At 68.6% G+C, this 26,744-nt stretch carries 23 protein-coding genes and 4 pseudogenes; 16 read left to right on the forward strand and 11 right to left on the reverse strand.

Annotation, left to right across the window (positions count from 1 at the left end; translation table 11 throughout):
- Nucleotides 1–43 precede the first annotated feature (43 nt).
- Together ACFWBQ_RS07980 and ACFWBQ_RS07985 are read left to right on the forward strand one after the other, a co-directional pair.
- Complete coding sequence (locus ACFWBQ_RS07980; RefSeq protein ID WP_385485315.1) at nucleotides 44–550, forward strand: hypothetical protein; 507 nt, start codon at nucleotides 44–46, stop codon at nucleotides 548–550.
- A gap of 216 nt (nucleotides 551–766) precedes the next feature.
- Nucleotides 767–1,327, forward strand: coding sequence for a histidine phosphatase family protein (locus ACFWBQ_RS07985; protein ID WP_385485317.1), 561 nt, complete (start codon nucleotides 767–769; stop codon nucleotides 1,325–1,327).
- Between the two features lie 93 nt (nucleotides 1,328–1,420).
- Here the strand turns inward: ACFWBQ_RS07985 and ACFWBQ_RS07990 are convergent, their stop codons facing one another.
- Nucleotides 1,421–2,302: a GNAT family N-acetyltransferase gene (locus ACFWBQ_RS07990; RefSeq protein ID WP_385485319.1), complete on the reverse strand. Its 882-nt coding sequence runs from the start codon at nucleotides 2,300–2,302 to the stop codon at nucleotides 1,421–1,423.
- 519 nt (nucleotides 2,303–2,821) lie between these two features.
- On the opposite strand from ACFWBQ_RS07990, the pseudogene ACFWBQ_RS07995 reads away from it, so the two are divergent.
- Nucleotides 2,822–3,357 (forward strand): annotated as a pseudogene (locus tag ACFWBQ_RS07995) (HD domain-containing protein).
- 209 nt (nucleotides 3,358–3,566) lie between these two features.
- On the opposite strand, the gene ACFWBQ_RS08000 reads toward ACFWBQ_RS07995, so the two are convergent.
- Both ACFWBQ_RS08000 and ACFWBQ_RS08005 read right to left on the reverse strand, forming a co-directional pair.
- Complete coding sequence (locus tag ACFWBQ_RS08000) at nucleotides 3,567–4,193, reverse strand: histidine phosphatase family protein (protein WP_385485321.1); 627 nt, start codon at nucleotides 4,191–4,193, stop codon at nucleotides 3,567–3,569.
- 54 nt (nucleotides 4,194–4,247) lie between these two features.
- A complete protein-coding gene (locus ACFWBQ_RS08005; RefSeq protein ID WP_385485323.1) occupies nucleotides 4,248–4,469 on the reverse strand; it encodes a hypothetical protein in 222 nt (73 codons plus the stop codon).
- A gap of 224 nt (nucleotides 4,470–4,693) precedes the next feature.
- Here ACFWBQ_RS08005 and xylA point away from each other — a divergent pair, with 224 nt between their 5' ends.
- The 5 genes from xylA to ACFWBQ_RS08030 all read left to right on the forward strand — a co-directional run bounded on the left by xylA (nucleotide 4,694) and on the right by ACFWBQ_RS08030 (nucleotide 10,515).
- Nucleotides 4,694–5,863 carry a xylose isomerase gene (gene xylA, locus ACFWBQ_RS08010; RefSeq protein WP_385485325.1) on the forward strand — a complete coding sequence of 390 codons (1,170 nt, stop codon included), beginning with the start codon at nucleotides 4,694–4,696 and terminating at the stop codon, nucleotides 5,861–5,863.
- A 140-nt stretch (nucleotides 5,864–6,003) separates the two neighbouring features.
- On the forward strand, nucleotides 6,004–7,257 hold the full coding sequence (locus ACFWBQ_RS08015; protein WP_385485327.1) for an ABC transporter substrate-binding protein: 1,254 nt from the start codon (nucleotides 6,004–6,006) through the stop codon (nucleotides 7,255–7,257).
- Nucleotides 7,258–7,268: 11 nt separating this feature from the next.
- Nucleotides 7,269–8,267: a carbohydrate ABC transporter permease gene (locus ACFWBQ_RS08020; RefSeq protein ID WP_385485329.1), complete on the forward strand. Its 999-nt coding sequence runs from the start codon at nucleotides 7,269–7,271 to the stop codon at nucleotides 8,265–8,267.
- Nucleotides 8,268–8,272: 5 nt separating this feature from the next.
- Nucleotides 8,273–9,127, forward strand: a complete 855-nt coding sequence (locus ACFWBQ_RS08025; RefSeq protein ID WP_385485331.1) for a carbohydrate ABC transporter permease — start codon at nucleotides 8,273–8,275, stop codon at nucleotides 9,125–9,127.
- Nucleotides 9,128–9,135: 8 nt separating this feature from the next.
- Entirely contained in the window at nucleotides 9,136–10,515 is a 1,380-nt protein-coding gene (locus ACFWBQ_RS08030; protein WP_385485333.1) for a GH1 family beta-glucosidase, read from the forward strand.
- A 25-nt stretch (nucleotides 10,516–10,540) separates the two neighbouring features.
- Here the strand turns inward: ACFWBQ_RS08030 and ACFWBQ_RS08035 are convergent, their stop codons facing one another.
- Both ACFWBQ_RS08035 and acnA read right to left on the reverse strand, forming a co-directional pair.
- Entirely contained in the window at nucleotides 10,541–11,770 is a 1,230-nt protein-coding gene (locus ACFWBQ_RS08035; RefSeq protein WP_385485335.1) for an ROK family protein, read from the reverse strand.
- A gap of 68 nt (nucleotides 11,771–11,838) precedes the next feature.
- A complete protein-coding gene (gene acnA, locus ACFWBQ_RS08040; RefSeq protein ID WP_385485337.1) occupies nucleotides 11,839–14,565 on the reverse strand; it encodes an aconitate hydratase AcnA in 2,727 nt (908 codons plus the stop codon).
- Between the two features lie 716 nt (nucleotides 14,566–15,281).
- Here acnA and ACFWBQ_RS08045 point away from each other — a divergent pair.
- The gene (locus ACFWBQ_RS08045; protein WP_385485748.1) at nucleotides 15,282–16,499 is read left to right on the forward strand and encodes a CoA transferase; all 1,218 of its coding nucleotides are present in this window, start codon (nucleotides 15,282–15,284) and stop codon (nucleotides 16,497–16,499) included.
- Nucleotides 16,500–16,546: 47 nt separating this feature from the next.
- Nucleotides 16,547–17,173: pseudogene (locus ACFWBQ_RS08050) on the forward strand (IS5 family transposase); the annotation flags it as partial.
- Here the strand turns inward: ACFWBQ_RS08050 and ACFWBQ_RS08055 are convergent.
- Nucleotides 17,164–17,625, reverse strand: a complete 462-nt coding sequence (locus ACFWBQ_RS08055; protein WP_385485339.1) for a hypothetical protein — start codon at nucleotides 17,623–17,625, stop codon at nucleotides 17,164–17,166. The pseudogene ACFWBQ_RS08050 and the gene ACFWBQ_RS08055 overlap by 10 nt on opposite strands.
- Before the next feature lie 396 nt (nucleotides 17,626–18,021).
- Here ACFWBQ_RS08055 and ACFWBQ_RS08060 point away from each other — a divergent pair, with 396 nt between their 5' ends.
- Complete coding sequence (locus ACFWBQ_RS08060) at nucleotides 18,022–18,348, forward strand: GYD domain-containing protein (protein ID WP_385485341.1); 327 nt, start codon at nucleotides 18,022–18,024, stop codon at nucleotides 18,346–18,348.
- Nucleotides 18,349–18,560: 212 nt separating this feature from the next.
- Here ACFWBQ_RS08060 and ACFWBQ_RS08065 read toward each other — a convergent pair whose 3' ends face one another.
- Nucleotides 18,561–18,827: a DUF4232 domain-containing protein gene (locus ACFWBQ_RS08065; RefSeq protein WP_385485750.1), complete on the reverse strand. Its 267-nt coding sequence runs from the start codon at nucleotides 18,825–18,827 to the stop codon at nucleotides 18,561–18,563.
- Here ACFWBQ_RS08065 and ACFWBQ_RS08070 point away from each other — a divergent pair.
- The 4 genes from ACFWBQ_RS08070 (at nucleotide 18,711) to ACFWBQ_RS08085 (ending at nucleotide 21,625) form a co-directional block, all read left to right on the forward strand.
- Nucleotides 18,711–19,031 (forward strand): hypothetical protein, encoded by a 321-nt coding sequence (locus ACFWBQ_RS08070; protein ID WP_385485760.1) that lies wholly within the window; start codon nucleotides 18,711–18,713, stop codon nucleotides 19,029–19,031. The genes ACFWBQ_RS08065 and ACFWBQ_RS08070 overlap by 117 nt on opposite strands.
- Nucleotides 19,032–19,401: 370 nt before the next feature.
- The gene (locus tag ACFWBQ_RS08075) at nucleotides 19,402–19,533 is read left to right on the forward strand and encodes a hypothetical protein (RefSeq protein ID WP_385485343.1); all 132 of its coding nucleotides are present in this window, start codon (nucleotides 19,402–19,404) and stop codon (nucleotides 19,531–19,533) included.
- A 121-nt stretch (nucleotides 19,534–19,654) separates the two neighbouring features.
- Nucleotides 19,655–19,852: a DUF4236 domain-containing protein gene (locus ACFWBQ_RS08080; RefSeq protein WP_385485345.1), complete on the forward strand. Its 198-nt coding sequence runs from the start codon at nucleotides 19,655–19,657 to the stop codon at nucleotides 19,850–19,852.
- A gap of 243 nt (nucleotides 19,853–20,095) precedes the next feature.
- The gene (locus ACFWBQ_RS08085; RefSeq protein WP_385485347.1) at nucleotides 20,096–21,625 is read left to right on the forward strand and encodes a helix-turn-helix domain-containing protein; all 1,530 of its coding nucleotides are present in this window, start codon (nucleotides 20,096–20,098) and stop codon (nucleotides 21,623–21,625) included.
- 641 nt (nucleotides 21,626–22,266) lie between these two features.
- On the opposite strand, the pseudogene ACFWBQ_RS08090 reads toward ACFWBQ_RS08085, so the two are convergent.
- Both ACFWBQ_RS08090 and ACFWBQ_RS08095 read right to left on the reverse strand, forming a co-directional pair.
- Nucleotides 22,267–23,051 (reverse strand): annotated as a pseudogene (locus tag ACFWBQ_RS08090) (IS5 family transposase).
- A gap of 51 nt (nucleotides 23,052–23,102) precedes the next feature.
- The gene (locus tag ACFWBQ_RS08095; protein ID WP_385485349.1) at nucleotides 23,103–23,399 is read right to left on the reverse strand and encodes a hypothetical protein; all 297 of its coding nucleotides are present in this window, start codon (nucleotides 23,397–23,399) and stop codon (nucleotides 23,103–23,105) included.
- Nucleotides 23,400–24,083: 684 nt separating this feature from the next.
- Between ACFWBQ_RS08095 and ACFWBQ_RS08100 the strand changes: the two genes are divergently transcribed.
- Nucleotides 24,084–24,821 (forward strand): isochorismatase family protein, encoded by a 738-nt coding sequence (locus ACFWBQ_RS08100; protein ID WP_385485351.1) that lies wholly within the window; start codon nucleotides 24,084–24,086, stop codon nucleotides 24,819–24,821.
- 244 nt (nucleotides 24,822–25,065) lie between these two features.
- Here the strand turns inward: ACFWBQ_RS08100 and ACFWBQ_RS08105 are convergent, their stop codons facing one another.
- Complete coding sequence (locus ACFWBQ_RS08105; RefSeq protein WP_385485353.1) at nucleotides 25,066–25,629, reverse strand: SUKH-4 family immunity protein; 564 nt, start codon at nucleotides 25,627–25,629, stop codon at nucleotides 25,066–25,068.
- A gap of 12 nt (nucleotides 25,630–25,641) precedes the next feature.
- Nucleotides 25,642–25,929: pseudogene (locus ACFWBQ_RS08110) on the reverse strand (nucleic acid/nucleotide deaminase domain-containing protein); the annotation flags it as partial.
- Between the last annotated feature and the right edge of the window lie 815 nt (nucleotides 25,930–26,744).

Raw genomic sequence — 26,744 nt, forward strand, 5'->3', positions numbered from 1 at the left:
CGACCTCATAGTCATGGAAGGAATCCGAGGGAGATCGGCCGGAGTGAGTGCCCTCACGCTCGCTTACCGGTTCGCCCCACGCCGGCGGCGCAACGGCTTGCAGGAGCAGCGCGAGGAGCTGCTGCTTCCCGGGACCGTACAGGTCATCCACCCGGATGTGACCGCGGCGGAGGCCATCGAGGACCTGAAGGCGCTGCCGCGGGGGATGTACGTGCTGTTCATGGTCATGGCTCCCGTGATGGGCCTGGTGTTCGCGCTGCGCGGTCCGCGCGCCTTCCTCGATGAAGACCTGGTGGTCGAGGATCTGCCGTCGACGCTGCGGGCGGAGATGATGGCCGACAATCCTCTGGAGCACGCGCTGACCGATCGGCGCGACCGGCGGTTGCTCGACGCGCTCGGCGAGATCCACGCGGAACGCGGCGACGAGCCGATCCGGGTGGCCGTCGTCTACGGAGCCGGCCACGTCCCGGCGATCGTGTCGGGGCTGAGGGATCGCTACGGGTACCGGCCACGAGAAGCGGAATGGCTGACCGTCCTCATCCCTGCGTAGAGGCGCCGGGCAGAACCGGTTCTGCGCGGCCTGGCGGACAGCAGAGGTACGACTGCAGTCGCAGCACAGCTCATCCAGCCGCCGTCGTCCAGGTGGGCCGGGGGCGGAGCAGCTAGTGCTCTGGCCGCCTAGGTTCACCGGGTCGGCGGTGGCATGGTGGGGAGGCCGCCCACTCGCCCGTGCAGCCTGGCCTGTCAAGGACATTCAGGAGCCCTGATGGCAGTAGAGATCGTCTACGAGACACACGCCACCACCACCGACAACGAGGCCGGCATCGCCACCGGCTGGCTCCCGGGCCGACTCTCGGACCTGGGCCGCCGCCAGGCCCAGGAGCTGGGGGAGCGCCGACCTGGCGACGGCTTCGCAGCAGTGTTCGCCTCCGACCTTCACCGAGCCGTCCAGACAGCCCGGATCGCGTTCCCCGACGGCCGGCCCCCGATTCGCCAGGACATCCGACTGCGTGAGTGCAACTACGGCGAGCTCAACGGACACCCGCTCTCCCTCATCGCCGCCCAACGAGCCCAGCACATCGCCGAACCGTTTCCCGGAGGCCAGAGCTACCGCCAGGTCGCCACGGCCACCCGCGCCTTCCTCCACGACATCGCCACCGGATGGGACGGCAGCAGAATCCTCGTGATCGCGCACTCGGCCAACCGATGGGCACTGGAGCATCTGCTCGCCGGAACACCGCTGGACGAACTGCTCCAAGCACCGCCCGCCTGGCGGCCGGGCTGGCGCTACACGCTGCCTGCCGACTGGCCCGCCTCAATCCGGTGAACCCATGCGGTCGGAGCACTAGGGTGCCGAGGTCCACATCCGGCGGGGCGGTCCGAAGCCCCCGCCGTGGCACAGACCGGAATTCCGGTGCGACTACAGGTCGAGCTGGTACTCGTGGGCCGTGTGCGTCGGCAGGTAGCCGAGTTGGTCGTTGACACGGCGCATGTACGGGTTGTTGTCGGCGGTGTCGGTCAGCAGGCCGCCGAGGTGAGGGTGGCGTTCGCGGGCCTGGAGGATCGAGGCGGCCTTCATCCGGCGGGCGAGCCCGTGGCCCCGGTGCTCGGGTAGCACCGCCGTGCCGTAGTGCTGAGCGTCGCCCGTGCCGCTGCCGGGGACCACGAGTTCGGTGAAGCCCGCGATGGAGCCGTCCACCTGACCGATGGCCGCCACGGTGTGCAAGATGTCTCCGCGTTGGGCAATCGCCGAGGCCGCCGCGCGCAACCGGTCGAGGTCCCAGGTGACCGTGCCGTAGTCGACGGCGCCCATCGGCATGTCGTCCATGGCATGGCGCGATGCCACGTAGGTGTCGGCGAGTTCGTCGGGCACCGTCCCCTCCCATGCCGTCAACTGGTAACCGGGGTGCGGGTTTTCGGCGCTGAGGGTGAGCGCGGGAAGATCCGCGTCGGCCAGCGGCAGCCGGGCATAAGTCAGGGCCAGTACCGCACGGAAACCGCTGCCGGCGAGGAAGCCCGCGCCGGGAGTGCCGGCTTCGGCCTGGGATATGACGACTCGTCGGCCGTCATGGCGGGCGGCGGCGACCGCCGCGTCGAGCAGGAGGGTGCCTGCCCGTCGGCGCCGTTCGGCCGGGTGGACCTGGACGTCCAGTTCGGCAAGGTGCCGCTGACCGTCCTTGGTGAACAGGCGCAGGAAGGCGGACCCGACAGGGTGGCCGTCAGGGTCGGCGGCGAGCCAGGCGAGGCGGCGGGCGGAGGAGGTCTGCTGAGGGTCGGTCAGGGCGGTGATGTCGATGGACAAGCCGGCTCCGTTGCAGGTGGCGGAAAGGGTGGCCGAGGGGGACCGGCCATCACTGGACCGGGGCTGGATGGGGCGGCCCCGGTGCCGGGCACGCAGGCTACACGGCCCAGTACTCCCGAGGGTGCCGCGAAGTGACGAGTAGCTCTGCGAGATCGACAGCCCGCCGACGGGCTTCCTCGTCCGCCGCTACGACATGGTTCGTCAGAAGCGGCAGACATCTGGCGTTACCCCGTTGGCAGTTCCGTACGCGGTGAGGACCGTAGCGCTGTTCCGCGCACCGGGACGCCGGAGCCGGCGGTCAAGGGGCTGAGGCCGATGGCCTGGGCGAGAGTCGGAGCCATATCGAATGCCGCCCACTCCCGTTCGTCTTCCTCGTCTTCCGAGGCGTGGGCCGCGTCCCGATCGGGAAACAGCCCCAGTTCGACGCGGCGGTCCTGCTCGTACGGCAGTGCGTCGCCGATGGTCCTCGCCCTCGCCGGTCTCGCCGAGGGAGGCTGCGGTCAGTACCCTGACGCGGTAATGACCAGCATTCTCTTGTCGAGGGCTATGGGCGGCACTGTCGACTCGCCTCTGCTCCCTCTGCCGGATCGCGTCGCAGAGCTTCTGTCGGAACTGGGAAGTCCACCGCGGCCGGCGGCTCACCTGCGGGCTGTCCATGATGTCGCACACCAGCTGGTCGACTGGGTAGAGCAGAGTTACCCCGCAGTGGTCTTCGACCGTGAGGCAGTGCTCTTCGGGGCGGCGACGCACGACGTGGGAAAGACGGTGCACGTCTCTGAGCTCTCCGGGCCGGGGTCGGCGCATGAGGAGGTGGGGCAGACTCTTCTGCTTGGCCACGGCGTCAGCCCGAAGCTGGCCCGCTGTGCCGCAACTCATGCGTCGTGGGCGAAGTCGCACGTCGGTTTGGAGGACCTCTTGGTGAGCCTCGCCGACAAGATCCAACTGGCCGGGCGGCATGGGAGGAGTGCATCGCGCTCGACGGGGTTCTCGCCCGCATCGGCGACGGGACCGACGAGCGCCTGGCGTTCCAGGCATCCTTCCCGATCTACGGCTGAGGGCTCACGGCTGATGGGTCGTTTCAGCCGGCAGGCTGTCGCGGCCCGTCCGGCGGTGGGTCCGATATCGAGGCGGTGAAGGATCTGCGTGAACCGTCCGCACGCCTGGCGACGTCTACCTCGGCCGCTTGCGGGGCGGGGACCTGGCGGAGCGCGTCCGGAGGCGGCAGCGCACCACCTGGGGTGGCTGCATGAGCACAGGGCCTGCTTCAGGCGCGCGCCGCCCCGTACAGGCTCTCCGGCAGTGCGACGTTCAGCGCGGCGATGACCGGCAGACCGTGCTCCGTGCCGAGGCGGGAGACCGCGCCCGTCGCGAGCTGGAACAGGGCGCCGCTCGCCGGGGTCAGCTGCAGGTAGCGGGCCGTCAGGACCCGCAGGAAGTGCGAGTGCGCCACCAGTGCGATGTCGTCGTCGTGGAGGCGTGAGGCCGCTGCCCGGACCTCGGCCAGGACCCGGTCCGCGCGGGCGCCCACCTCTGCCGGAGTCTCCCCCGGGTGCCCTTCGGGGTCCGGTGCGACGCCGTCGGTCCAGAGGTTCCAGCCGGGGCGGGTGCGATGGATCTCGACCGTGGTCACGCCCTCGTACGCCCCGTAGTCCCACTCGTGCAGATCAGGCGTGACCCGGGGCGTGCGCAGGCCCGCCAGTTCGGCGGTACGCCGGGCGCGGATCAGCGGGCTGACGAGGGTGAGGCCGATGTGCCGGCCGGCCAGGACGGGGACCAGCGCGCGGGCCTGGCGTTCACCGAGGTCCGTGAGCGGCAGGTCGGTACGGCTCGTGTGCTGTCCGGACCGGGACCACTCGGTCTCGCCGTGCCGGATCAGGATCAGCTCGCCCATGCACTCCACCTTCGCCACGAGGAGCCGGCCCCGCGCCGGGGCCGGCTCAAAGGGTCAGCCTACGACCGTGACCGTGTACGGCTGGTCCGTGTTCGTCGCGACCCGGACCTCGCCGCCCTTGCGGACCACTTCGTACGTCGCCGCAGGTGCGCCCGTGAGGCCGGGGACGGCCGCCGTGAGGGTGGAGCCGCCGGTTCCGGCGGGCGAAAAAGTGCGGGACGTCAGGGCTGCGGCGAGCGCGCCGTATCGGGTCCTTCCTATTTTGATCGTACGCAAAACAAATGACGGCAGGAGGGCTCACGCGCCACAGGAGCACCCGGAATGCCCGAAAAGCGGGAGCACGACGAAGGCTGCAGATCCGGCATGCTGGCACCACGTGACCGACACGTCACGGAAACGGTCTGGAAACCAACGATAGGATGGAGTATTAGTACTGCAAGCAAACAAATTGTCGGTCGGCAGATCCGCCGCCCGCGCCTTCGTCGACAAGAGGCTGATCAATGTCGGAACGTTTCACCCCCACCGCCGCGGACAGGTTCACCTTCGGTCTCTGGACTGTCGGCTGGCGGGGCAACGACCCGTTCGGTGACGCCACCCGCCCCGCGCTCGACCCGGTCGAGTCGGTCGAGCGCCTGGCCGAGCTCGGCGCCCACGGTGTGACGTTCCACGACGACGACCTCATCCCGTTCGGCTCCTCCGACAGCGAGCGCGCCGCCCACATCGCGCGCTTCAAGGAGGCACTGGAGCGCACCGGGCTCAAGGTCCCGATGGCCACCACCAACCTCTTCACACACCCCGTGTTCAAGGACGGCGGCTTCACCTCCAACGACCGCGACGTGCGCCGTTACGCGCTGCGCAAGGTGATCCGCAACATCGACCTCGCCGTCGAGCTGGGCGCCGAGACATACGTCGCCTGGGGTGGCCGCGAGGGTGCCGAGTCCGGCGCGGCCAAGGACGTGCGGGTGGCACTGGACCGCATGAAGGAGGCCTTCGACCTCCTGGGCGACTACGTCACCGAGCAGGGCTACAACCTCCGCTTCGCGATCGAGCCGAAGCCGAACGAGCCCCGCGGCGACATCCTGCTCCCGACCATCGGACACGCCCTGGCCTTCATCGAGCGCCTGGAGCGCCCCGAGCTGGTCGGCGTCAACCCGGAGACCGGCCACGAGCAGATGGCCGGCCTGAACTTCCCGCACGGCATCGCCCAGGCACTGTGGGCGGGCAAGCTCTTCCACATCGACCTCAACGGCCAGTCCGGCATCAAGTACGACCAGGACCTCCGCTTCGGCGCCGGCGACCTCCGCCAGGCGTTCTGGCTCGTCGACCTGCTGGAGAACTCCGACTACGCGGGCCCGCTCCACTTCGACTTCAAGCCGGTGCGCACCGACGGCATCGACGGCGTCTGGGAGTCCGCGAAGAACTGCATGCGCAACTACCTGATCCTCAAGGAGCGTGCCGCGGCCTTCCGCGCCGACCCGGCCGTGCAGGAGGCCCTGACCGCCTCCCGCCTGGACGAGCTGGCACAGCCCACCGCCGCCGACGGACTCAAGAGCCTTCTCGCGGACCGCTCCGCGTTCGAGGACTTCGACGTCGACGCCGCCGCCGAGCGGTCGATGGCCTTCGAGGCCCTGGACCAGCTCGCGATGGAGCACCTGCTCGGCGTCCGCTGACGCACCGGGTGTCCGGCGGCCCGCCGCCGGACACCCGCCCTTTCGCGTGCGGCCTCGCCGAATTCCGCGCACGGTCTTGACGATCACGGCGTGGGAGCGTTCCCATGGTTCGGCCACCCCCTCACCGCAAGGGCACCACCGTGACAGAACCTTTTCGGGACGGAACGGACCTACGCCGCACCAGGCGGATCCTCGTTCCCCTCACCGTCGTCTCCGCGATCCTCGCCGGCGCTGTTCTGTCCGGGTGCGGTCAGCAGCGGGACGACGACGTCTACACCGTCATGAACTCCTCGACCGACGAGTCGTACCACCGCTGGGACGGCGACACCCTCGCGCGCTGCAGCAAGCAGCTCGGGGTCACGATCGAGCAGCAGAGCGTGCCGGCCGCCCAGCTGATGACGAAGGCACTGCGCATGGCCTCCTCGAAGTCGCTGCCGGACGTCCTCCAGCTGGATGCCTCCGAGATGCCGACCTTCGCCGAGGCCGGCGGGCTGATCCCGCTGAAGGATCTCGGACTGACCACGACGGCCGTCCCCGAAGGGATCGTCGACTTCGGTTCGTTCGACGGGAAGTACTACGGGGCCGCACGCACCGTGAACACCCTGGCGCTGTTCTACAACAAGGACATCCTCGACCAGGCCGGACTGAACGTGCCCACCACGTGGGCCGAGATGCAGTCGACGGCCAGGAAGCTGACACAGGGCAAGCGCTACGGCCTCGCGCTGAGCGCGGGCGGCGCGGAGGACGGCGTCTTCCAGTTCACCCCGTTCATGTGGTCCAACGGCGGTGACGAGACGAAGCTCGACAGCCCCGAGGTCGCCGGTGCGCTCGACTACTGGAAGAACCTGCTGAAGGACGGCTCGCTCTCCAAGTCCACGGTCAACTGGACCCAGGCCGACGTCAACGACCAGTTCATGGCCGGCAACGCCGCCATGATGATCAACGGCCCGTGGCAGGTCGAGGCCCTGAACTCCAAAAAGGGGCTCAACTGGGGCATCGCCGAGATCCCGGTCCCCGAGGCGGGCGACGATTCGGTCGGTCCTCTGGGCGGCGGTGTGCTGACAGTGCCCAACACCGGTGACAGCAAGCGGGAGAAGACAGCCGCCAGGATCATCGACTGCATGGCGGGCGAGCAGGAGCAGATCACCTACGCCCTGAACAGCTGGATGGTCCCGGCGAACACCAAGGCCGCCGATGTCTGGCGCACGAAGGCCCCGGAGCTGGCGGCCCTGGCCGGACAGGTCGCGACGGCCCGTTCGCGTACCGCCGAGGTCGGTGCGCAGTGGTCGTCCGTGTCGCTCGCCCTGCAGAGCGCCTTCCAGTCCGCCCTCACCGGCGAGTCCAGCGAAGCCGCGCTGAGGCGCGCCCAGCAGCGCGTCACGAGCGGGAGCTGAGGTTACGCACCATGTCATCCACCAGGGCCTCCGCCGCCGAGCAGCCGGCCGGTCCGACGGCCGCAGGCGCCGCCGGTGCCGCTGCACCTGCCGCTGTCGCTGCCGCCGAGGAGTCCGTGAGCCCGCGGCGCGCGGTGCGCCGCAGGCAGCTCGCCCAGTGGGGGTTCATCGCCCCCGCCGTGATGTTCATGGCGCTGTTCTTCGGCTACCCGCTCGTCCGCAACATCGTGATGAGCTTCCAGGACTACTCGCCGTCCACGTTCTTCACCGGCGAAGCGCCGTTCAACGGCACGGACAACTGGAGCAACGTCTTCAACGACGGGCTGTTCGGCAAGGCTCTGTGGCAGACGATCCTCTTCACCGTCGGATCGCTCGTCGGCCAGTTCTGCATCGGTCTGGGCCTCGCGGTCTTCTTCAGCCGCCGCTTCCCGCTCAACGGGATCCTGCGCTCGCTGATCCTGCTGCCGTGGCTGGTCCCCATGGTCGTCTCCGGCATCGTCTGGCGGCGCATCTTCGACCAGGACACCGGTGTCCTCAACTCGTTCCTGGGCACCCTCGGCTTCAGCGGTGACACCCCCTGGCTGACCAGCACCGGCATGGCGCTGATCTCGGTGATCCTGGTGAACATCTGGATCGGTATCCCGTTCAACATGGTGATCCTCTACGGCGGCCTCCAGGAGGTCCCCAAGGAGCTGCACGAGGCCGCCTCGCTCGACGGTGCTTCCGCCTGGCGTACGTTCCGCTCGGTCACGCTGCCGACGCTCAGGCCCGTCATCACCGTGGTGCTGGTACTCGGCTTCATGTCGACGGTCAAGATCCTCGACCTGGTCCTCGCCCTCACCGACGGCGGCCCCGCCGACTCCACCCAGACGCTCGGCACGCTCACGTACCAGAACTCCTTCGTCCGGATGGACTTCGGTGCCGGTGCCGTGGTCGGCAACATCCTGATCCTGATCTCCGCCCTCTTCGCGCTGTTCTATCTGCGGGCCAACCGCAACGAGGGGAAGTGAACGGCATGGCGCCCCTCAACCGGAACCCCGCCTCCCCGGCTCCCGCCGCCCGTCGGCCGAAGCGCCGCTGGGGTGCGACCCTGTTCGGCGTCGTCGTCCTCGGCGTCATGCTGTTCCCGCTGTACTGGATGATCAACACCGCGCTGCAGCCGGACGCCGGTCTTGTCGACGTCGCCCCGGTCCCGACAGGCGTGGACCTCTCCGGCTTCGCCTCGGCCCTCACCGACCAGGGCGCCAACCTGCTCACCTCGCTGGCCGTCGCGCTCGGCGCCGTGGCCATCTGTCTGGCGATCTCGGCGCCCGCCGCGTACGGGCTCTCCCGGTTCGAGCTGCGCGGCAGCAGGACGATCGTCTTCGGCACGCTCATCACGCAGATGGTGCCGGGCATCGTCATCGCCAACGCCCTGTACAGCGCGTACGTGGACCTCGGCCTGGTCAACTCCTACTTCGGGCTGATGCTGGCGGACGCCTCGCTGGGCATCCCGTTCGCGATCGTTCTGATGCGCTCGTTCATGGTGTCCATCCCCCGCGAGGTCATCGAGGCCGCCGAGGTCGACGGCGCGGGCCGCATCCGTACGTTCGTCCGGGTCGTCCTGCCCATGAGCCGCAACTCCCTGATCACTGCCGGGCTGTTCTCGTTCCTGTACGCGTGGAGCGACTTCATGTTCGCGCTGACGCTGAACACGACGGACGACGTCAAGCCGATCACGCTCGGTATCTACCAGTACATCGGGGCCCATGTCGGCGACTGGGGCTCGGTCATGGCCTCGTCCGTGCTCTCCGCGGTGCCGGCGGCGGTCCTCCTCGTCCTGTCCCAGAAGTACATCGCCGCCGGAATCACCGGCGGCTCGGTCAAGTAAGGGTTTCCATGAGTGACTTCCCGGTCTTCCCGCCCGGTTTCGTCTTCGGTGCGGCCACGGCCTCGTACCAGATCGAAGGCGCCGTACGGGAGGACGGCCGCGGCCCGTCCATCTGGGACACCTACAGCCATACCCCGGGCCGGACGGACGGCGGCGACACGGGCGATGTGGCCTGCGACCACTACCACCGCTACCCGCAGGACGTCACGCTGCTGCGCGAGCTGGGCGTCGATTCCTACCGCTTCTCGATCGCCTGGTCCCGCATCCAGGCCGAGGGCAGCGGCACGGTGAACCCCAAGGGGCTGGACTTCTACTCCCGGCTCGTGGACTCGCTCCTGGAGGCGGGCATCGAGCCGGCCGCCACCCTCTACCACTGGGACCTCCCCCAGGCCCTGGAGGACCGGGGCGGCTGGCGGGTACGGGAGACGGCCGAGCGGTTCGGCGAGTACACCGCGATCATGGCCGAGCACCTGGGCGACCGGGTGCCGCGCTGGATCACCCTCAACGAGCCGTGGTGCAGCGCCTTCCTCGGCTACTCGGTGGGCCGGCACGCGCCGGGCGCGCAGGAGGGGCGCGGGGCGCTCGCCGCCGCCCACCACCTGCTGGTCGGCCACGGCCACGCGATGACCGCGCTGCGTGCGGCGGGGGTCCGCGAGGCGGGCATCACGCTCAACCTGGACCGCAACGTCCCGTCCACCGAGTCGAACGCCGACCTCGCGGCAGTCGTCCGGGCGGACACCCAGCACAACCTGGTGTGGACCGAACCGCTCCTCGCGGGCCGTTACCCGGCCACCGAGGAGGAGACCTGGGGCGAACTGATCACCGGTCAGGACTTCCGCCGCGAGGGCGACCTGGAGCTGATCGCGCAGCCGATGGACTTCCTGGGCATCAACTACTACCGGCCGATCGTGATCGCCGCGGCCCCGCACCGCGAGGCGGACCCGGCGCTGCGCGTGGCCACGGACAACCGGTACGCGGAGGGAAGCTATCCGGACGTCCGCAGGACGGCGATGAACTGGCCGGTCGTCCCTGAGTCCTTCACCGATCTGCTGACCGTGCTGAAGCAGACGTACGGTGACGCGCTGCCGCCGGTGCACATCACGGAGAACGGCTCGGCGGAGTTCGACAGCGTCGAGGCGGACGGTTCCGTCCACGACGCGGACCGGGTGGAGTACCTGCACGACCACCTGACCGCGCTGCGGGCGGCCATGGACGCCGGTGTCGACGTACAGGGCTACTACGTCTGGTCGTTGCTGGACAACTTCGAGTGGGCGCTCGGCTTTGCGAAGCGGTTCGGGATCATCCGGGTCGACTACGACACCCTGGAGCGCACCCCGAAGGACAGCTACCGCTGGTATCAGCAGCTGATCGCGGCGCACAAGGCCTGATCATCGGCCCCGGGGGCGTGCGCGGTCATCGCACCGCGTACGCCGCCGGGTTCGCCAGCACGTCGTGCACCACCCGGGCCGCCGCGCCCCGCGCCGCGTCACCGGAGACCGACGAGGCCCGCAGCCGGCTGCCTTCCTCGTGCCACCGCCCCGACACCACCCGCGCGGTGAGCTGGGCGTCCGCGGACTCCTCCAGCCATGGCATCAGGTTCCGGTAGATCCCGCCGAGGACGACCGCCTCCGGGTCGAAGAGGTTGACCGCGCCGGCCAGCACCACACCCATCCGGTCCCCCGCTGTCCGCAGCGCCTCCACAGCCCGTGCCTCCCCGGCCGCGGCCCGCTGCTCCAGTTCACCGATCCCCCGGATCCCCGTGTCCGGGTCGATCCCGGCCGCCTCCAGCAGAGCCGCCCGGCCCGCGTACTGCTCCAGACAGCCCCGCGCGCCGCAGCGGCAGAGCGGGCCCTGCGGATCGACGACCACGTGCCCGATCTCGCCCGCGAACCCGTGGGCGCCGCGCAGCATCTCGCCGTTCAGCACGAGCGCGCCGCCGACGCCGATCTCACCGGTGAGATAGAGGAAGGTGCGTACGCCGCCGAGCCCGCCGAACCAGAGCTCGGCCAGGGCCGCGAGGTTGGCCTCGTTGTCGGAGCCGACCGCCAGGGCCCGCCCGGCGGGGCGCAGCGTGCTGAGTGCCTGCCCGAAGATGCCCTCGGCCGCGACCCTGTTCCAGCCCAGGTTCGGAGCCTGGCGGACCACGCCGCCGGAGACGAGGCCGGGCAGGGCCAGCTCGACGCCGACGACGCGCAGTTCCTGCTCGCGGGTGGAGCCGATGACCCGGTTGGTGAGCCGGGCCGCGTGCGCGAGCACGTCGGCGGCCGGGACGCCCCGGTGATCGGTGTGCTCGGTGACGCGGACCCGGTCGGTGCCGGTGAGGTCGACGGCGCACACCGACACGTAGTCGATGTTGATCTCCACGCCGAGGCCCGCCGGACCGGTCCGGGACAGCTTCAGTACGGTGCCGGGGCGCCCGGCTGCCCCGCTGGAGGTCTTCCCGGACTCGCTCAGGCAGTCCAGTGCGAGCAGTTCCTCGACGAGCGAGGAGACAGCGGCCCTGGTGAGCCCGACGAGGCTCGCCACCCGGGCCCGGGTGACCTCGCCCTCCGTGCGTACGGTCCGGAGCACGAGACTGAGGTTGTGGCGCCGCACGGACTCGTGTCCGGCCTTGGCCGCCGGCGAGGTCAGGTTGTTCTTCATCAGGTTCGTGAGCCTAACGGCGAAGGGCCGCACCCCGGGGGTGCGGCCCTCACCGGTTTCCGGAGCCCTTACTTGCGGATCAGGCTGCGGAGCACGTACTGCAGGATGCCGCCGTTGCGGTAGTAGTCCGCCTCGCCGGGGGTGTCGATGCGGACGACGCCGTCGAACTCCACACCGGTGTCGGTGGTGACCTTGACCGTGCGCGGCGTGGTGCCGTTGTTCAGCTCGGTCACACCGGTGAAGGAGAAGCTCTCCTCGCCGGTCAGGCCGAGGGACTCCGCGGTGTGGCCCTCCGGGAACTGGAGCGGGAGGACGCCCATGCCGATGAGGTTCGAGCGGTGGATGCGCTCGTAGGACTCGGCGATGACGGCCTTGACGCCGAGGAGCGCGGTGCCCTTGGCGGCCCAGTCGCGGGACGAGCCGGAGCCGTACTCCTTGCCCGCCAGGATCGCGAGCGGGGTGCCCGCGGCCTGGTAGTTCTGCGAGGCGTCGTAGATGAACGACACGGGGGCATCGCCAGCAGCAGCAGCCTGCGTGAAGTCGCGGGTGAAGCCGCCCTCGGTGCCCGGCGCGATCTGGTTGCGCAGGCGGATGTTGGCGAACGTGCCGCGGATCATGACCTCGTGGTTACCACGGCGCGAGCCGTAGGAGTTGAAGTCGCGGCGCTCGATGCCGTGCTCCGTGAGGTACTTGCCGGCCGGGGTGTCGGCCTTGATCGCACCGGCCGGGGAGATGTGGTCGGTGGTGACCGAGTCGCCGAGCTTGGCCAGGACACGGGCGCCGGTGATGTCCTCGACCGGGGTCGTCTCCATCGTCATGCCCTCGAAGTACGGGGGCTTGCGCACGTAGGTGGACTCGGAGTCCCACTCGAAGGTGTTGCCGGTGGGAATCGACAGCGCCTGCCACTGGGCGTCGCCCGCGAAGACGTCCTGGTAGGACTTGTTGAACATGTCCTCGCCGATGGAGTTGGCGACGACGTCGTTCACCTCGGCCTCGGAGGGCCAGATGTCCTGGAGGTAGACGGGCTTGCCGTCCTGGTCGACGCCGAGCGCGTCCTTGGTGATGTCGACCTTCATCGAACCGGCGAGGGCGTACGCGACGACCAGCGGCGGGGACGCCAGGTAGTTCATCTTGACGTCGGGGTTGATCCGGCCCTCGAAGTTACGGTTGCCGGAGAGCACCGAGGTGACGGCCAGGTCGTGCTCGTTGACCGCCTTGGAGACCTCTTCCGGCAGCGGGCCGGAGTTGCCGATGCAGGTGGTGCAGCCGTAGCCGACGAGGTTGAAGCCGACCTTGTCGAGGTACGGGGTCAGGCCCGCCTTGTCGAAGTAGTCGGTGACGACCTTGGAGCCCGGGGCGAGGGTGGTCTTGACCCACGGCTTGCGGGTCAGGCCCTTCTCGACCGCCTTCTTCGCCACGAGCGCCGCGGCGACCATGACGTACGGGTTCGAGGTGTTGGTGCAGGAGGTGATCGCGGCGACGGTGACGGCGCCGTGGTCGAGCTCGTACGTCGTGCCGTCGGGGGCCGTGACCGTGACCGGGTTCGACGGGACGCCGTTGGTGGTGGCCGGGGAGTCGGAGGCCGGGAAGGACTCCTTGCCCGCCTCCTCGTCGTCCGCGACGTAGTTGCGTACGTCCTGGGCGAACTGCGCCTTGGCGTTCGCGAGGATGATGCGGTCCTGCGGGCGCTTCGGGCCGGCGATGGAGGGGACGACCGTGGAGAGGTCGAGCTCCAGCTTCTCGGAGAAGTCCGGCTCGGCAGCCGGGTCCAGCCAGAGGCCCTGCTCCTTGGCGTACGCCTCGACGAGCGCGACCTGCTGCGCGTCGCGGCCGGTCAGGCGCAGGTACTTCAGTGTCTCGTCGTCGATCGGGAAGATCGCGGCGGTGGAGCCGAACTCCGGCGACATGTTGCCGATGGTGGCGCGGTTCGCGAGGGAGGTGGCGGCGACGCCCTCACCGTAGAACTCGACGAACTTGCCGACGACGCCGTGCTTGCGGAGCATCTCGGTGATGGTCAGCACGAGGTCGGTGGCGGTGGTGCCGGCCGGGAGCTCGCCGGTCAGCTTGAAGCCGACGACGCGCGGGATGAGCATGGAGACCGGCTGGCCGAGCATCGCAGCCTCTGCCTCGATGCCGCCGACGCCCCAGCCCAGCACACCGAGGCCGTTGACCATGGTGGTGTGCGAGTCGGTTCCGACGAGGGTGTCGGGGTACGCCTGGCCACCGCGGACCATGACCGTGCGGGCCAGGTGCTCGATGTTGACCTGGTGGACGATGCCGGTGCCCGGGGGGACGACCTTGAACTCGTCGAAGGCGGTCTGGCCCCAGCGCAGGAACTGGTAGCGCTCCTTGTTGCGGCCGTACTCCAGCTCGACGTTCTGTGCGAACGCGTCGTTGGTGCCGAACTTGTCGGCGATGACGGAGTGGTCGATGACCAGCTCGGCCGGGGCCAGCGGGTTGATCTTCGCAGGGTCGCCGCCGAGCTCCTTCACGGCCTCACGCATGGTCGCGAGGTCCACGACACACGGAACTCCGGTGAAGTCCTGCATGATCACGCGGGCCGGCGTGAACTGGATCTCCTGGCTGGGCTGGGCCTGCGAGTCCCATCCGCCGAGCGCCCGGATGTGGTCGGCGGTGATGTTCGCGCCGTCCTCGGTGCGGAGCAGGTTCTCCAGCAGCACCTTCAGGCTGTAAGGGAGGCGCGCGGAGCCCTCGACCTTGTCCAGCTTGAAGATCTCGTACGACTCGTCGCCCACGCGCAGCGTGCTGCGGGCGTCGAAGCTGTTCGCCGACACGACAGTCTCCTTCTTCAATGTGCGCGTTCAACCGCGCCGCGCCTCATGTGCGGCCGGCGCCGCCTACGGCCCCCACCATCCGCTAAGGTAAGGATTAGTTAGGTAACCCTTACCGGCGGCGACTGCGGTGCGCCTCGGCAGATATCTCGATGTCGAGATAACTCTAGTACATCGCCGCCGCGCGGTCATGCCCGGGCGTCCTTGTCCCGTCCCGTCGAACCTTCACCTATGTCGGCGAACTTTTGCCGGTTCATCGGAAGCGACGCTCCGTCCTTGTCTTCCCGCAGTCGCGACAGGGGCCGGCACTCAGCTCTTCGGCGATGAAACCGTCCGGCGGGACCGCATCCATGACTGCCCTGCCCATCCCGGCTCTCCCTTGTCCGCGGCCGCTTCCCATTCATGCCGACCCCGCCACCTCCTCAAACTCATCGGCCCGACCCGGCGATCAGCCGTCGGAGTTCCATGAGATCTGTCAGGGTTCGACGAATCCGACGACTGATTGCGCAGGTCAGCGGGCCGAGGCCCCCCTCGGCGGGGCACTCCTGACGGTGTCGCACAATGAGCGGATGACGTACACGGAGGATGCGGCCACCGCACACGCCTGGGCGGCCCTGGGGGGTCGGCACGCACTCGTTCAGAGCGTGTCATTCGAGGGGGCGGGCGCTGTCCTGCCGTCCCGTCTGCCGGTGAGGGAACTGGCACGGGCCGCCGTGGCAGTGTCTTCGCTGGCGGCGGCGGAACTACTGGCGCTGCGCAACCGCGCGCCGGTGCCCGCGGTGCGGGTGAGCGAGGCGGCCGTGGCCACCGCGTTCGTCAGTGAACGCCACTTGCGGATCGACGGCCGGACCCCGACATCCTTCGCCCCGCTGTCCGGGTTCTGGCAGGCGGCCGACGGATGGGTGCGCACCCACGCCAACTACCCGCACCACCGCGCCCGGCTGCTCGGTGCACTGGGCATCGCGGATACGGGACAGGACCAGGCACTGGTGGGCGTGCTCTCGAAGGAGCTGGCATCACGTCCGGCCCGCGAGATCCAGGAGACCGTCTACGCCGCAGGCGGACTGGCCGTGGCTGTGGCTTCCGCGCCCGCTGCGGCCGGTCCCGCCCTGGTCGAGACGCGGCGCGTGGGAAGGAGCAGCCCCCGACTGCCGGCGCCCGCATCCGTGCCGGCGCAAGGAGTGCGGGTCCTGGACCTGACCCGCGTCATCGCCGGCCCCGTCGCCACCCGCACACTGGCCCTGCTGGGCGCCGACGTACTGCGCGTGGACACCCCCCGGCTCCCCGAGGACGCTGATGCCCACGCCGACACCGGCATGGGCAAACGCTCCACGCTCCTGGACCTCGCCGGCCCCGGCGACCGGCACGCCTTCGAGGAACTTCTCAGCCAGGCGGACGTCGTGGTCACCGGCTACCGCCCCGGCGCCCTGGACCGGCACGGGCTGGCCCCCGACGCGCTCCTGGCCAGGCATCCCGGCCTGGTCGTCGCCCAACTGTGCGCCTGGGGCTGGTCCGGCCCCTGGGCCGAGCGCCGCGGCTTCGACAGCCTCGTCCAAGCCGGTACCGGGATCGCCGCGATCGAGGCCACGGCCGACGGCCGCCCCGGTGTACTGCCCGCGCAGGCCCTGGACCACGCAACCGGTTACCTGCTCTCCGCCGCCGTCCTGCGTGCCCTGAGCGATCGCCACGCCACAGGGGGCGGCCGTCATCTTCGCCTCTCCCTGGCAGGCACGGCCTCCTGGCTGCTGCACGACATCCGCCCCGCCCCCGCACACGGCGAAGCCGACAGCTACGACCCCGGGTCCTGGCTCACCGAGACCGCATCGCCCTACGGTCTGCTGCGCCATCCCCTTCCCCCGGTGCACTACGACGGCGCCCCGGCGAACTGGAACCGTGCGCCGACCCAGTGGGGCACGGACCTGCCGAACTGGACGTGACCGGGAACAAGGGCCCGTCGCGCACCGGTCGAGGGTGCCGGACCGGGGACGCCGCCGACGAGGTGGGCCGGACCGTCTCGGTGGACTCCACCATGTGCCGGGCTCACCGGCACGCTTCCGGAGCACTGAGCAGGGGCCGCCCGGCAGGGGCGAGCCCGCCGACCATGCGCTCGGACGCTCCCGCGGTGGCCTGAGCACGACGGTTCACCTGGCCGGCGACAGCCGTGCACGGCCCTTGGCCCTTCATGTCACTGCAGATCAGGCCGGTGACGCACCGGCCGTCGAGGCGGTCATCGCAAGGCTGCGAGTTCCGCGCAAGGGCATGGGCGGCCGGGAACCCGACCGGCGGGCCGCCCTCGCGGATCGCGCGTACTCCTCTCGCGCGATCCGCAGACATCTCCGCCGACGCGGCATCCGTGCCGTACCTCCGCAGCCCGCCGACCAGGTCGAACACCGCTTGCGGCGAGGCCGCGCGGGAGGTCGCCCGCCCTGTTTCGATGCCCACGCCCATAGGCAGCACAACTCTGTCGAGCGATGCATCGAACGGCTCAAGCAGTGGCGCGGCCCGGGGCATGCGAACAGACAAGCTCGCCCTCGCCTACCAAGGCGCACTGCACCTCGCCGCCTTGTCCGGATGCGGCGCTGACGAAGGAGAGGCGACTTCTCAGTCGTAGAAGAACAGTTCAAGGTCCTCGATGGATCCTGGCCCCGTGAGGAAGCCCTCGGCCTTCGCGATCTCGTCCGCTGGTGGCAGCTCACCCTTCAGGAGCTGCTTCATCCAGATCTCTCCCTGCTCGCCGACCGCATAAATGCCGGACAGCAGCTCGGCCATGCCCGCAGGGTGTGTCGGGCTGTGCCCGACGACGGGTTGGAGTTCCCACCCGCCTGCCCGGGCGGCCAGCCGGAGCACACCGGCCCAGTTGGCGATCCGCCCGATACGCACGTGCCACGAGTCCTCGGTGAACGGCGCCGGTCGGCCGCCATGCAGGGCGTTGGTGGCAGCCTCGATGTCCGCCATCACCAGCCGTTCCAGGCCATCACGGACCCAGTGCCCCTCCTGCGATTCCTCGATGGCGGCAGACCACCACGCCCAAGCGCTGTCCAGCCGGGCCGTGAACATATCCATGCCAACAGCTTTCCATGAGCGCCGCCGTCAGCCTTCGGTGGAGGCCGATCGCGCCGAGGACCCATTACTCGAAGAGGGCGGGTGCACGCGGCAGGTCGGCACCTACCGAGGCCACCGGGTTCCGGTGATGTCCCCGTGGAGGAGGGCAGCCAGCTCAGCGATGATCCGGGGCGACTGCGTACGTGAACCATGGTGCGAGCCACGGGCCCCGATCTCCCGCCCATCGCAGCTCCTACCCAAAGCCCTGAGCCCCCTGCGTGCCGCCTGGCTGCCCACTCGCCCCTCGACCGTGGGCCACGCCGGTCATCGTCCCCGGCTGTTCGGGGGACGCGCGGGCCGCTCCGGCGCTTTCTCCGCTCAGCGGGGGCATCCCCTGATGAACGAAAGAGAGACACCATGCCGCTCTATCTCTCGAGATTCAGCTACACACCGGAAACCTGGGCGAGACTGATCGGCCACCCCGAGGACCGCGCAAAGGCCGCTCAGGCATACATCGAGTCCGTCGGCGGGAAGCTCCATGGCTTCTGGTACGCCTTTGGCGCGCACGACGGCTACAACCTGTGGGAAGCTCCGGACAACGTGTCCATGGCCGCAGTCGCCCTGGCGATCAGTGGAGGCGGCGCGCTCGACTCGTTCGAGACGACCGTTCTCCTGACCGTCGATGACACGATCGATGCCCTGCGCAGGGCCGAGCGAGTCCAGTACCGGGCGCCAGGCGTGTAGCGGTGAGACACGCCCGGAATCTGCGGAGCAGCCACTCGCTACCCGCCTCCGCCCCGTGCTCGCAGACCTGACGGAGGCGGGTGAGCCCTCAACTGCCGGAGCCGAACCACCGACAGCACCCCGGGCACCAACCATCGCACCCATGTGTCACCTGCCTGGAAGAGTCGCAGCGACCCCTCGATCGACAACGCTCAACCGGCCAGGAGCAGCGCTCACACGGCCCCAGGGAGCAGACCGCTGACGAGCAGAGCGGCGTGGGCCTCCTCGCCCGGAGCGATGGTGACGGGCGCCCCCGGGTCCGGATCGCTGTCCTCGATCACGGGGACCATGGTCTGGGCGTCGGCGCCGAGCTTCACGTGGGGGTGGTGGTAGAGGTTGCACTTCTCGCCGCCGGCCTTCTGGACGGTGATGAGGAGCTGGCCTCCTTGCTGTCCGCGGGCTCCTTCACGGCGGAGACCGCGAGGCCGTCTTCGGCACAGGTGGCGATGGTGCCGCTGCCGCCGTTCCCGCCGGTGTCGCCCGAAGTGCCGCCCGGCTTCGGCGAGGCTGTCCCACCCGGATCCGCCCAGCTCGTCGCGCTCGGCCGGTCCGAGGGCTTGGCCTCGTCCGAAACGTCGACCGCGTCCGGCTCGCACGCAGTGGACGCGAGAAGCGCGGCGACCACCGCAACCCCGACGGCGTAGGACTTCCAGCCCCTGGGGCTCTCGCGGTACTTGCCGGCAGGAGTACGAATGATGTTCCCCGTGGCCGACCGTGTGCGGCTGCTCTCGTCGATCGCAAGCAGAGTCTGCGCCAGGGATCGTCCTCAACACGCTTGCCTCATAGGTCTGTTGCCGATGAAGTACAGGGACGGAGCGGTCCGCCAGAAGGTCACGGACGCGGCCGACCGAACGGCTCGATGGCCGGTTGACGTACTCGGTCACAGGCCCGGAAGCCATCGGCACCGACAGCCGGACGGCTGCTCGCCCACAAGGGGGTCGCTACGTCCGCGCCCCGTGAGCGGTGGGACAGGACCTGGCTCCGCCCGGACGCCGGACCGTAGGCTGATCCGCCATGGGAGACACTCCGCACGAGACCAGTACACGGCACCAGGGACGCAACCCGCAGCGCCGGAAGATCGGCGTGCTCGGCTGGGCACTGCTGACCCTGTTCCTGGTCGCCATGTTCACCCTGGGGCCGCGCTGACCCTCGGCCCCACCACGAGGCCGCCGCGGCACGGCGAGGCGCTCCCGACCGGACGCGCCCACGATCCCGCGCATGGATGGGCGACTTCGGGATACCCGTACTCCTGACAGAGGAGGCGCAGATGCCGCTCACATTCCGCAAGAGCTTCCGGATCCTTCCGGGCGTCCGGCTGAACATCAACCGTCGATCGTGGTCCGTCACGACCGGCGGCCGACACGGCCCGAAGCGCACCACCAGCAGCACCGGCCGGCGCACCACGTCGATGGACCTGCCGGGCCCCTTCGGCTGGCGGAAGACCACGCGTCGCCGCCACGGCTGACCGCTCACCCGTTCGGCCGAGCCCCGCGCGCCGGACCGTATGGCGCGAACGACCGTGAAGACGGGCGTCCGCCTGCGGTCCGGCGTTCTTTCGCACACCCGTCCGAGGACATTCGGCGCACCCGTCCGGCGGCTTTCGGCGCACCCGTCCGGCACCGTTCGGGCACCCGTCCGGCACCCGACGTCCACTCCAACCCCACACCCCCGCACAATCTTCATCTCATATGTGAGATAGCGTGCAGCCATGGAAGACGACTACCTCGCACGTATCGGCAAGCTCATCCGTGACGCCCGCCAGCACCGTGGCTGGACACAGACGCAGCTTGCCGAGGCACTCGCCACCAGCCAGAGTGCCGTCAACCGCATCGAGCGCGGCAACCAGAACATCAGCCTTGAGATGATCGCCCGCATCGGCGAAGCCCTCGACAGCGAGATCGTGTCGCTCGGGTACGCCGGGCCCATGCACCTGCGGGTGGTCGGCGGACGCCGGCTCTCCGGTTCCATCGACGTCAAGACGAGCAAGAACGCCTGCGTCGCACTGCTCTGCGCCTCGCTGCTCAACAGGGGCCGCACGGTACTGCGCCGGGTGGCGCGCATCGAGGAGGTCTTCCGACTCCTGGAGGTACTCAACTCCATCGGTGTGCGCACCCGCTGGATCAACGACGGCGTCGACCTGGAGATCCTCCCGCCCGCTCAGCTCGACCTGGAAGCCATCGACGCGGACGCCGCACGCCGGACCCGTTCGATCATCATGTTCCTCGGCCCGCTGCTGCACCGCACCGACCGGTTCACGCTGCCGTACGCGGGCGGCTGCGACCTCGGTACGCGGACGATCGAGCCGCACATGATCGCGCTGCGCCGCTTCGGCCTGGACATCGCGGCAACCGACGGCCTCTACCACGCGCAGGTCGACCACAAGGTCAGGCCCGACCGCCCCATCGTGCTGACCGAGCGCGGCGACACCGTGACCGAGAACGCGCTCCTGGCCGCCGCCCGGCACGAGGGCACGACCGTCATCCGTAACGCCTCCTCCAACTACATGGTCCAGGACCTGTGCTTCTTCCTGGAGGCGCTCGGCGTGAAGGTCGACGGGGTCGGTACGACTACCCTCACCGTGCACGGTGTGCCGGAGATCGACGTGGACGTCGACTACTCCCCCTCCGAGGACCCGGTCGAGGCGATGAGCCTGCTGGCCGCCGCCGTGGTGACGGAGTCCGAGCTGACGATCCGCCGGGTCCCGATCGAGTTCCTGGAGATCGAGCTCGCGGTCCTGGAGGAGATGGGCGTCGACTGCGACCGCACGACGGAGTACGCCGCCGACAACGGCCGCACCCGGCTGGTGGACCTGACGGTCCGGCCCTCCAAGCTGGAGGCGCCCATCGACAAGATCCACCCCATGCCCTTCCCCGGACTGAACATCGACAACGTGCCGTTCTTCGCGGCGATCGCCGCCGCCGCGCACGGCAAGACCCTGATCCACGACTGGGTCTACGACAACCGCGCGATCTACCTCACGGACCTCAACCGGCTCGGCGGCCGACTGCAACTCCTGGACCCGCACCGGGTCCTGGTCGAGGGCCCGACCCGCTGGCGCGCCGCAGAAATGATGTGCCCGCCGGCACTGCGGCCCGCGGTGGTGGTGCTGCTGGCGATGATGGCGGCAGAGGGAACGTCCGTACTGCGCAATGTGTACGTGATCAACCGGGGGTACGAGGAGCTGGCGGAACGGCTCAACTCGGTCGGGGCTCAGATCGAGATCTTCCGCGACATCTGACCGGCACGGTGTCGCGCCCCTTGGGGGCAAGGGGCACGGCACCTCAACATGCCAGCTGACCTGCCGATACCTGCCTTCAACGCCCTCCACTGATCACTGTTGCTTTTCAGCACCTTGTGCAACGCACATGCAAGATGATCTTGAATAACTGACGATACGTCAGTAGAGGCCTGAATATCCGTCAGTCTTCACGGAGGGTTATCGCCGAAGCGGCCTCGCAACGTCCGATGCCGATCGCGTCACGCCGACCACGTCTGGTCGACGAAGTGAACCGCCGTCTGCCCGACGTCTCCAGCCTCGCGACGCAGCCTGGGGTCCGGCCGCGCATCAGAGTCCTCCGGCTGACCACCAAGCCACGCAGAAGAGGACCCGCACCACGTGGGCGCGGGTCCTCTTGCCGTAGACGGGCGCCGCGCCAGCAGCGGATCTGCGCTGATGAAGCGGCCGTCGGCCTGGTCGTACTCCCGCGCGCCGATGTGTGTCAGTCCGGTGGCGGTGTCGTCGATGCCGACACCGGCCTTGACCGGGTCAATGGCCGCCGGTCTCTGGCGTTGCCGCGGTCCCCGTAGGTGTCGATGGTGAGACGGGTGAGGCCCTTGGCCCCGCCCCCACGATCAGTGTCGTACGAGCTCGTAACACGATCATGATCGGGCCTTCTTGAAGCGTCTGAAGCAGATGAGGCTGCAGGCGAGGGAGACGAAAGCGTCGTGGAGTTCGGTGCGGCGTTCCCATCGGACGGCGAGGCGTTGAAGTGGTGGAGCAGGGCGAAGGTTTGCTCGACGACGTAGCGGAGCTTGCCCAGGCCCTTGATGTTGGGTGATCCCTTGCGGGAGATGACGGGCAGGATCCTGCGGCGGCGAAGCTCGTCGCGGTTGGGGTTGGAGTCGTAGCCCTTGTCACCGAGCAGGGCGTCGGGCCTGCGACGGGGCCTGCCGGGACGGCCCGCGACGGGTGGGATGCCGTCGACCAGGGCGAGGGTCTGGTTGACGTTGGCCCTTCAGCGGGGTGCCACGTCCGTCGCAGATCAGGTGATGTTTGCTGCCCGTCTTCCGCCGGTCGACCGGCGACGGGCCGGTGTCGGGTCCCCCTTTTTGGCGCGGATGTGGGAACCATCCACGCACGCCCGTGACCAGTCGAGCTCGCCGGCCGCGTTCAGTTCGGCGAGCAGGATCCTGTGCAGCCGGTCGAAGACACCTGCCTTCTGCCACCGGTCCAACCGCCGCCAGCAGGTCTGCCCAGAGCCGAACCCCAGCTCCAACGGCAGGAGTTGCCAGGCTATGTCGTTTTAGAGGACGAACAGGATCCCCTGAAGACAGAGCCGGTCGGATACTGGCCTCGGCCCCGGCGACCGCTCCGGCCACGGAGGCAGCAGCGGCTCGATCAGTGTCCACAAGCCGTCGTCCACGATCCACGGTCGGGTGCTCACACCCTCACGAACGGCCGAATCATCACACCGGTCACGGCCAACCAGGCTGTTTCAGCAAGATCGTGTTACGAGCTCTACGGAACCCGATACTTGAGACTCATCAGAACCGAAGAACCGGTCCCACCAACTCGGCTCCCCAGAACCGTGGAAACGCAGGAGAGTGGGCCCGCCATAGCTTCTTGTAAGAAGTTCTTCCGGAATCGTGATGTACCCCGATTCAGCAAGAACTTGCTCTACCTTCTCAAGGTCATTCGCGTCGAGCTCGCCTTCAGCGTGCGCTTCATCCGTACCCAAGAAGGCGCCAGGGTTATCGGCCGCCACCATTGCCAATGGCTTGAACTTGCTCACCAGGACAGCGTTGCGGTCGGCTGGTCTGCGGCGAGGTAGCCGCTGGTGACGATGCTGGTCCGGCCGTGGTCGTCGTAGGAGGTGTCGGTGATGATGCGGCCGGGGCCGTGGGCCTCGTTCTGGGTCTGGACCGGGCGGAGCAGGCCGTCGTAGATGGTGACCGAGGAGGCGTAATTGCCGTCATCCTTGATCGTCTTGGTGGTGACAACAGCGGGGCTGGTCTTTGAGGGGGTGGCGGTGGCCCGTTGGTAACTGATCTGGACGTCGGGGGTCTGGGTGCCGCTGGAGCGGGTCGGGGAAGCGCGTCCTCATCCTCCTCGACCCCGAGACCGGAAGCGCCCTCCTGCCGAAGAGGAGGCAGCAGCCCGACTCGGAAGCACCTTGCTCCTCGGACACGTCACCGACCCCCCAGGACGGCGCGCATACCTGCGCCACGCCGCGAGACTCACCGGCATCGATCCCGCACGGCCCGACCCGGCCACAGGCCACACCTACACCCGCATCCTGGCGACCCCGAACAGGCCGTGCATCTCTTTGACCGGGGGCCGCCTGCTGCCGACCATCTCGCCGCCGTCCACCAGGCTCGCCGGCAACTAGACATCCCCACGGCCGCCCTCCAGCCCGTCACCGAACTCACCGGTGACATCAGACTCCACCCCGGCCATACCTGACAGGAGCACCGCCATGCCGGACACCGAGGCCCTCACCCATGCCTGGCACATCGAGGACGAGGTCTACCGACGTCATGAGGAACGCCGGGGCCGACGTTTCGCGTACACAAGTCTCGACCCGGTCCGCACCGCACTCGTGGTGATCGACATGGTGCCGTTCTTCGTCGATGCCAACCCTTACACCCGCGGCATCGTCCCGAACATCCAACGGCTCGCCGACCGCCTGCGCCTCGCCGGCGGAACGGTCGCCTGGGTCCTGCCCGCACGCCCCGAACGGACCCCGATCGGCGACGAATTCCACGGCCCCGAGGCAGCCGAGATGTTCCGCAACTCCGGCGGCACCGGGCCTCTCCAGGACCGGCTGTGGCACGAATTCACCACCGGTGCCGACGACCTACTGGCGGAAAAGACCGCGCCCAGCGCCTTCTTCCCCGGCCGCAGCCCGCTCCCCGGGCTACTCCAGGAGCGCGGGATCAACACCGTTCTGATCACCGGCACGGTCACGAACGTGTGCTGCGAGAGCTCGGCCCGCGACGCCTGGACACTCGGCTACCGGGTCGTCATGGTCGCCGACGCCAACTCCACCGGCCGCGACCAGGAACACAACGCACCCGCGACGCCTGGACACTCGGCTACCGGGTCGTCATGGTCGCCGACGCCAACTCCACCGGCCGCGACCAGGAACACAACGCCACCCTGCGCACGGTGTACCGCTCCTTCGGCGACGTCCGGCCCACCACGGACGTGCTAGCCCTCATCGACACAACGACCACCTGAGCAACGCCCCAGTTCCGCAGTGTGGTGGCCGTGAAGGCAAACGCATCCCGGTGAGGACCAGGAAGGAGGAGACCCGGCAGTGTCTGGGCCGGTGGAGCCCGACGCAGCCGCACCGACACGCGAAGACCTCAAGGGCGAGAGCACCGCCTCAGGCGGCCAACGGCCCCGCTGAATAATCGAGGTCAACCTCGGCCGGTGGCTCAACCTGCGATTCGGTCTCACCACATGCCGTGTTCCAGTTCCTCCAGCGACAGGTTCCATTGCGATTCCTCGTCCGCGAATGGAGTGGGGTCGAAGGCACCTACCACCTGCTTGAAGCGCGCTGACAGCTCCTCGGGGTCAACGTCGTTGTCATGGTCTACTTCAAGTTTGCGGAATTCGAGGAGCGCATACACCAGGGACTCCACGTCTCGATGCAGTTCAACATATCCGGTGGACCCTTCCGGGAACGCATAAACCTTCGCTGAATTCGGGTCCATGGCCACCAAGGAGGTGAACAGATAGCCGAGCATCCACCAGGACCGACTCTCCGCCGGGCAGTCCATGCCGTAGTGGTCGAATCGGCTGCCCAGAGTGATCGCGTCAAGGTCTGCCGGATAGGGGTCTGCAACGTCTGCCCGGGAAACAAATACTTCTGAATGAGGAAGCCCCACCGCACTCAGGAGGCCGGCCGAACGCGCATCGCATTCCTCGGCCGCCCCCTGCGGGAAGTACGCGACGTTCTCCAACCCGTAGGCCCGAATTAGCTGCACCGGCGTCACAGAAAAGTTCACGCCCGCCATCCTACCCCACCACTACTTACCATGAAGCCCAGTCAAATACTTGACGTAGGCAGTGTGTTCCACATTCGTGGTTTTACCGTCCGGCTTGTAGTAGTCGGCCACGTGGGTGACCTTTTCAAGGTTCTCGAAATGAAAGTCCAACCAGCGTGCACATTCAGGATTTTTCTTGCAGGGTTCCCGTTCCGTGAAGACCTGGGTGAGCCCGTCCTGTTTTCCGTTGCGCAGGAGGGGGCGTCCGATCATGCGCTCCGAGTGGCCACTCTTGTTGCTGCAGCCGACAAGGACTGACTCCGTTCCCTCAGGGGCGACGTAAGCTCCCCGCCGAAGATGCCTGGCTCACCACCGCCACGGTCTACAGCTCCCTGGAACCCTGCGCCAAGCGACATCCCGCCTTCGCCCCTGCGCCCGCTCATCCGGGACAATGGTCTCTGCCGCGGCGTCACCACCTGGAGGGAGCCCAAACCTCCGCTTCCGGCGCCGAAGGCACCGAGATTCTCGAGGACGCCGGCGTCATGGTCGTTGCGCCGCCATTCAGTCGAACTGGTTCAACTCCTACCGCTGGAAGCCTGCTCTGGCGGCGCCCGGCCTCATCAAGCCCCTAGACCCCAACGCGAAGGGACGGCGCTGGGAGAAGTCCCGCGACATGATGATGCACGCCCTCCGACACCTGTACGCGTAGATGATGATCAACGGCGGGGTAGACGTGTACACACTCGCGGATCGGCTCGGACACGCCGATCCTGCGTTTACTCTGCGTAAGTACGTGCACCGGATCGTGGGAGCCGGTTCCAAGATCCGCGTCGCGGTCCGGAGCGCCTACACGAGGGCCGCGTGACTCCTGCACTGTTCGGCTTGTGCAACGACCGTGCAAGATGATCTTTCGACGGGTTCGTTTGCGCAGGTCAGAGACGTCGTAGAGGAGTTCCGGAACATTTGATTCAGCCGCAGGTCAGGAAGCCTTTCCTTCCTCCTGGGCCGTCTGTGGGCCGTCGTCGGTGTCTCACGGAAGACACTGTCGACGGCCCGCCTGACTGTTCGGCACGAGGTGGGTGCAGGTCCGCAAGGTGAGGCCCGGATCGTTGTGGCCGAGTTGCTCCGCAGGGCCTTGACGTTCT

This window comes from Streptomyces sp. NPDC060035, from assembly GCF_042736635.1.
Lineage (GTDB): Bacteria > Actinomycetota > Actinomycetes > Streptomycetales > Streptomycetaceae > Streptomyces.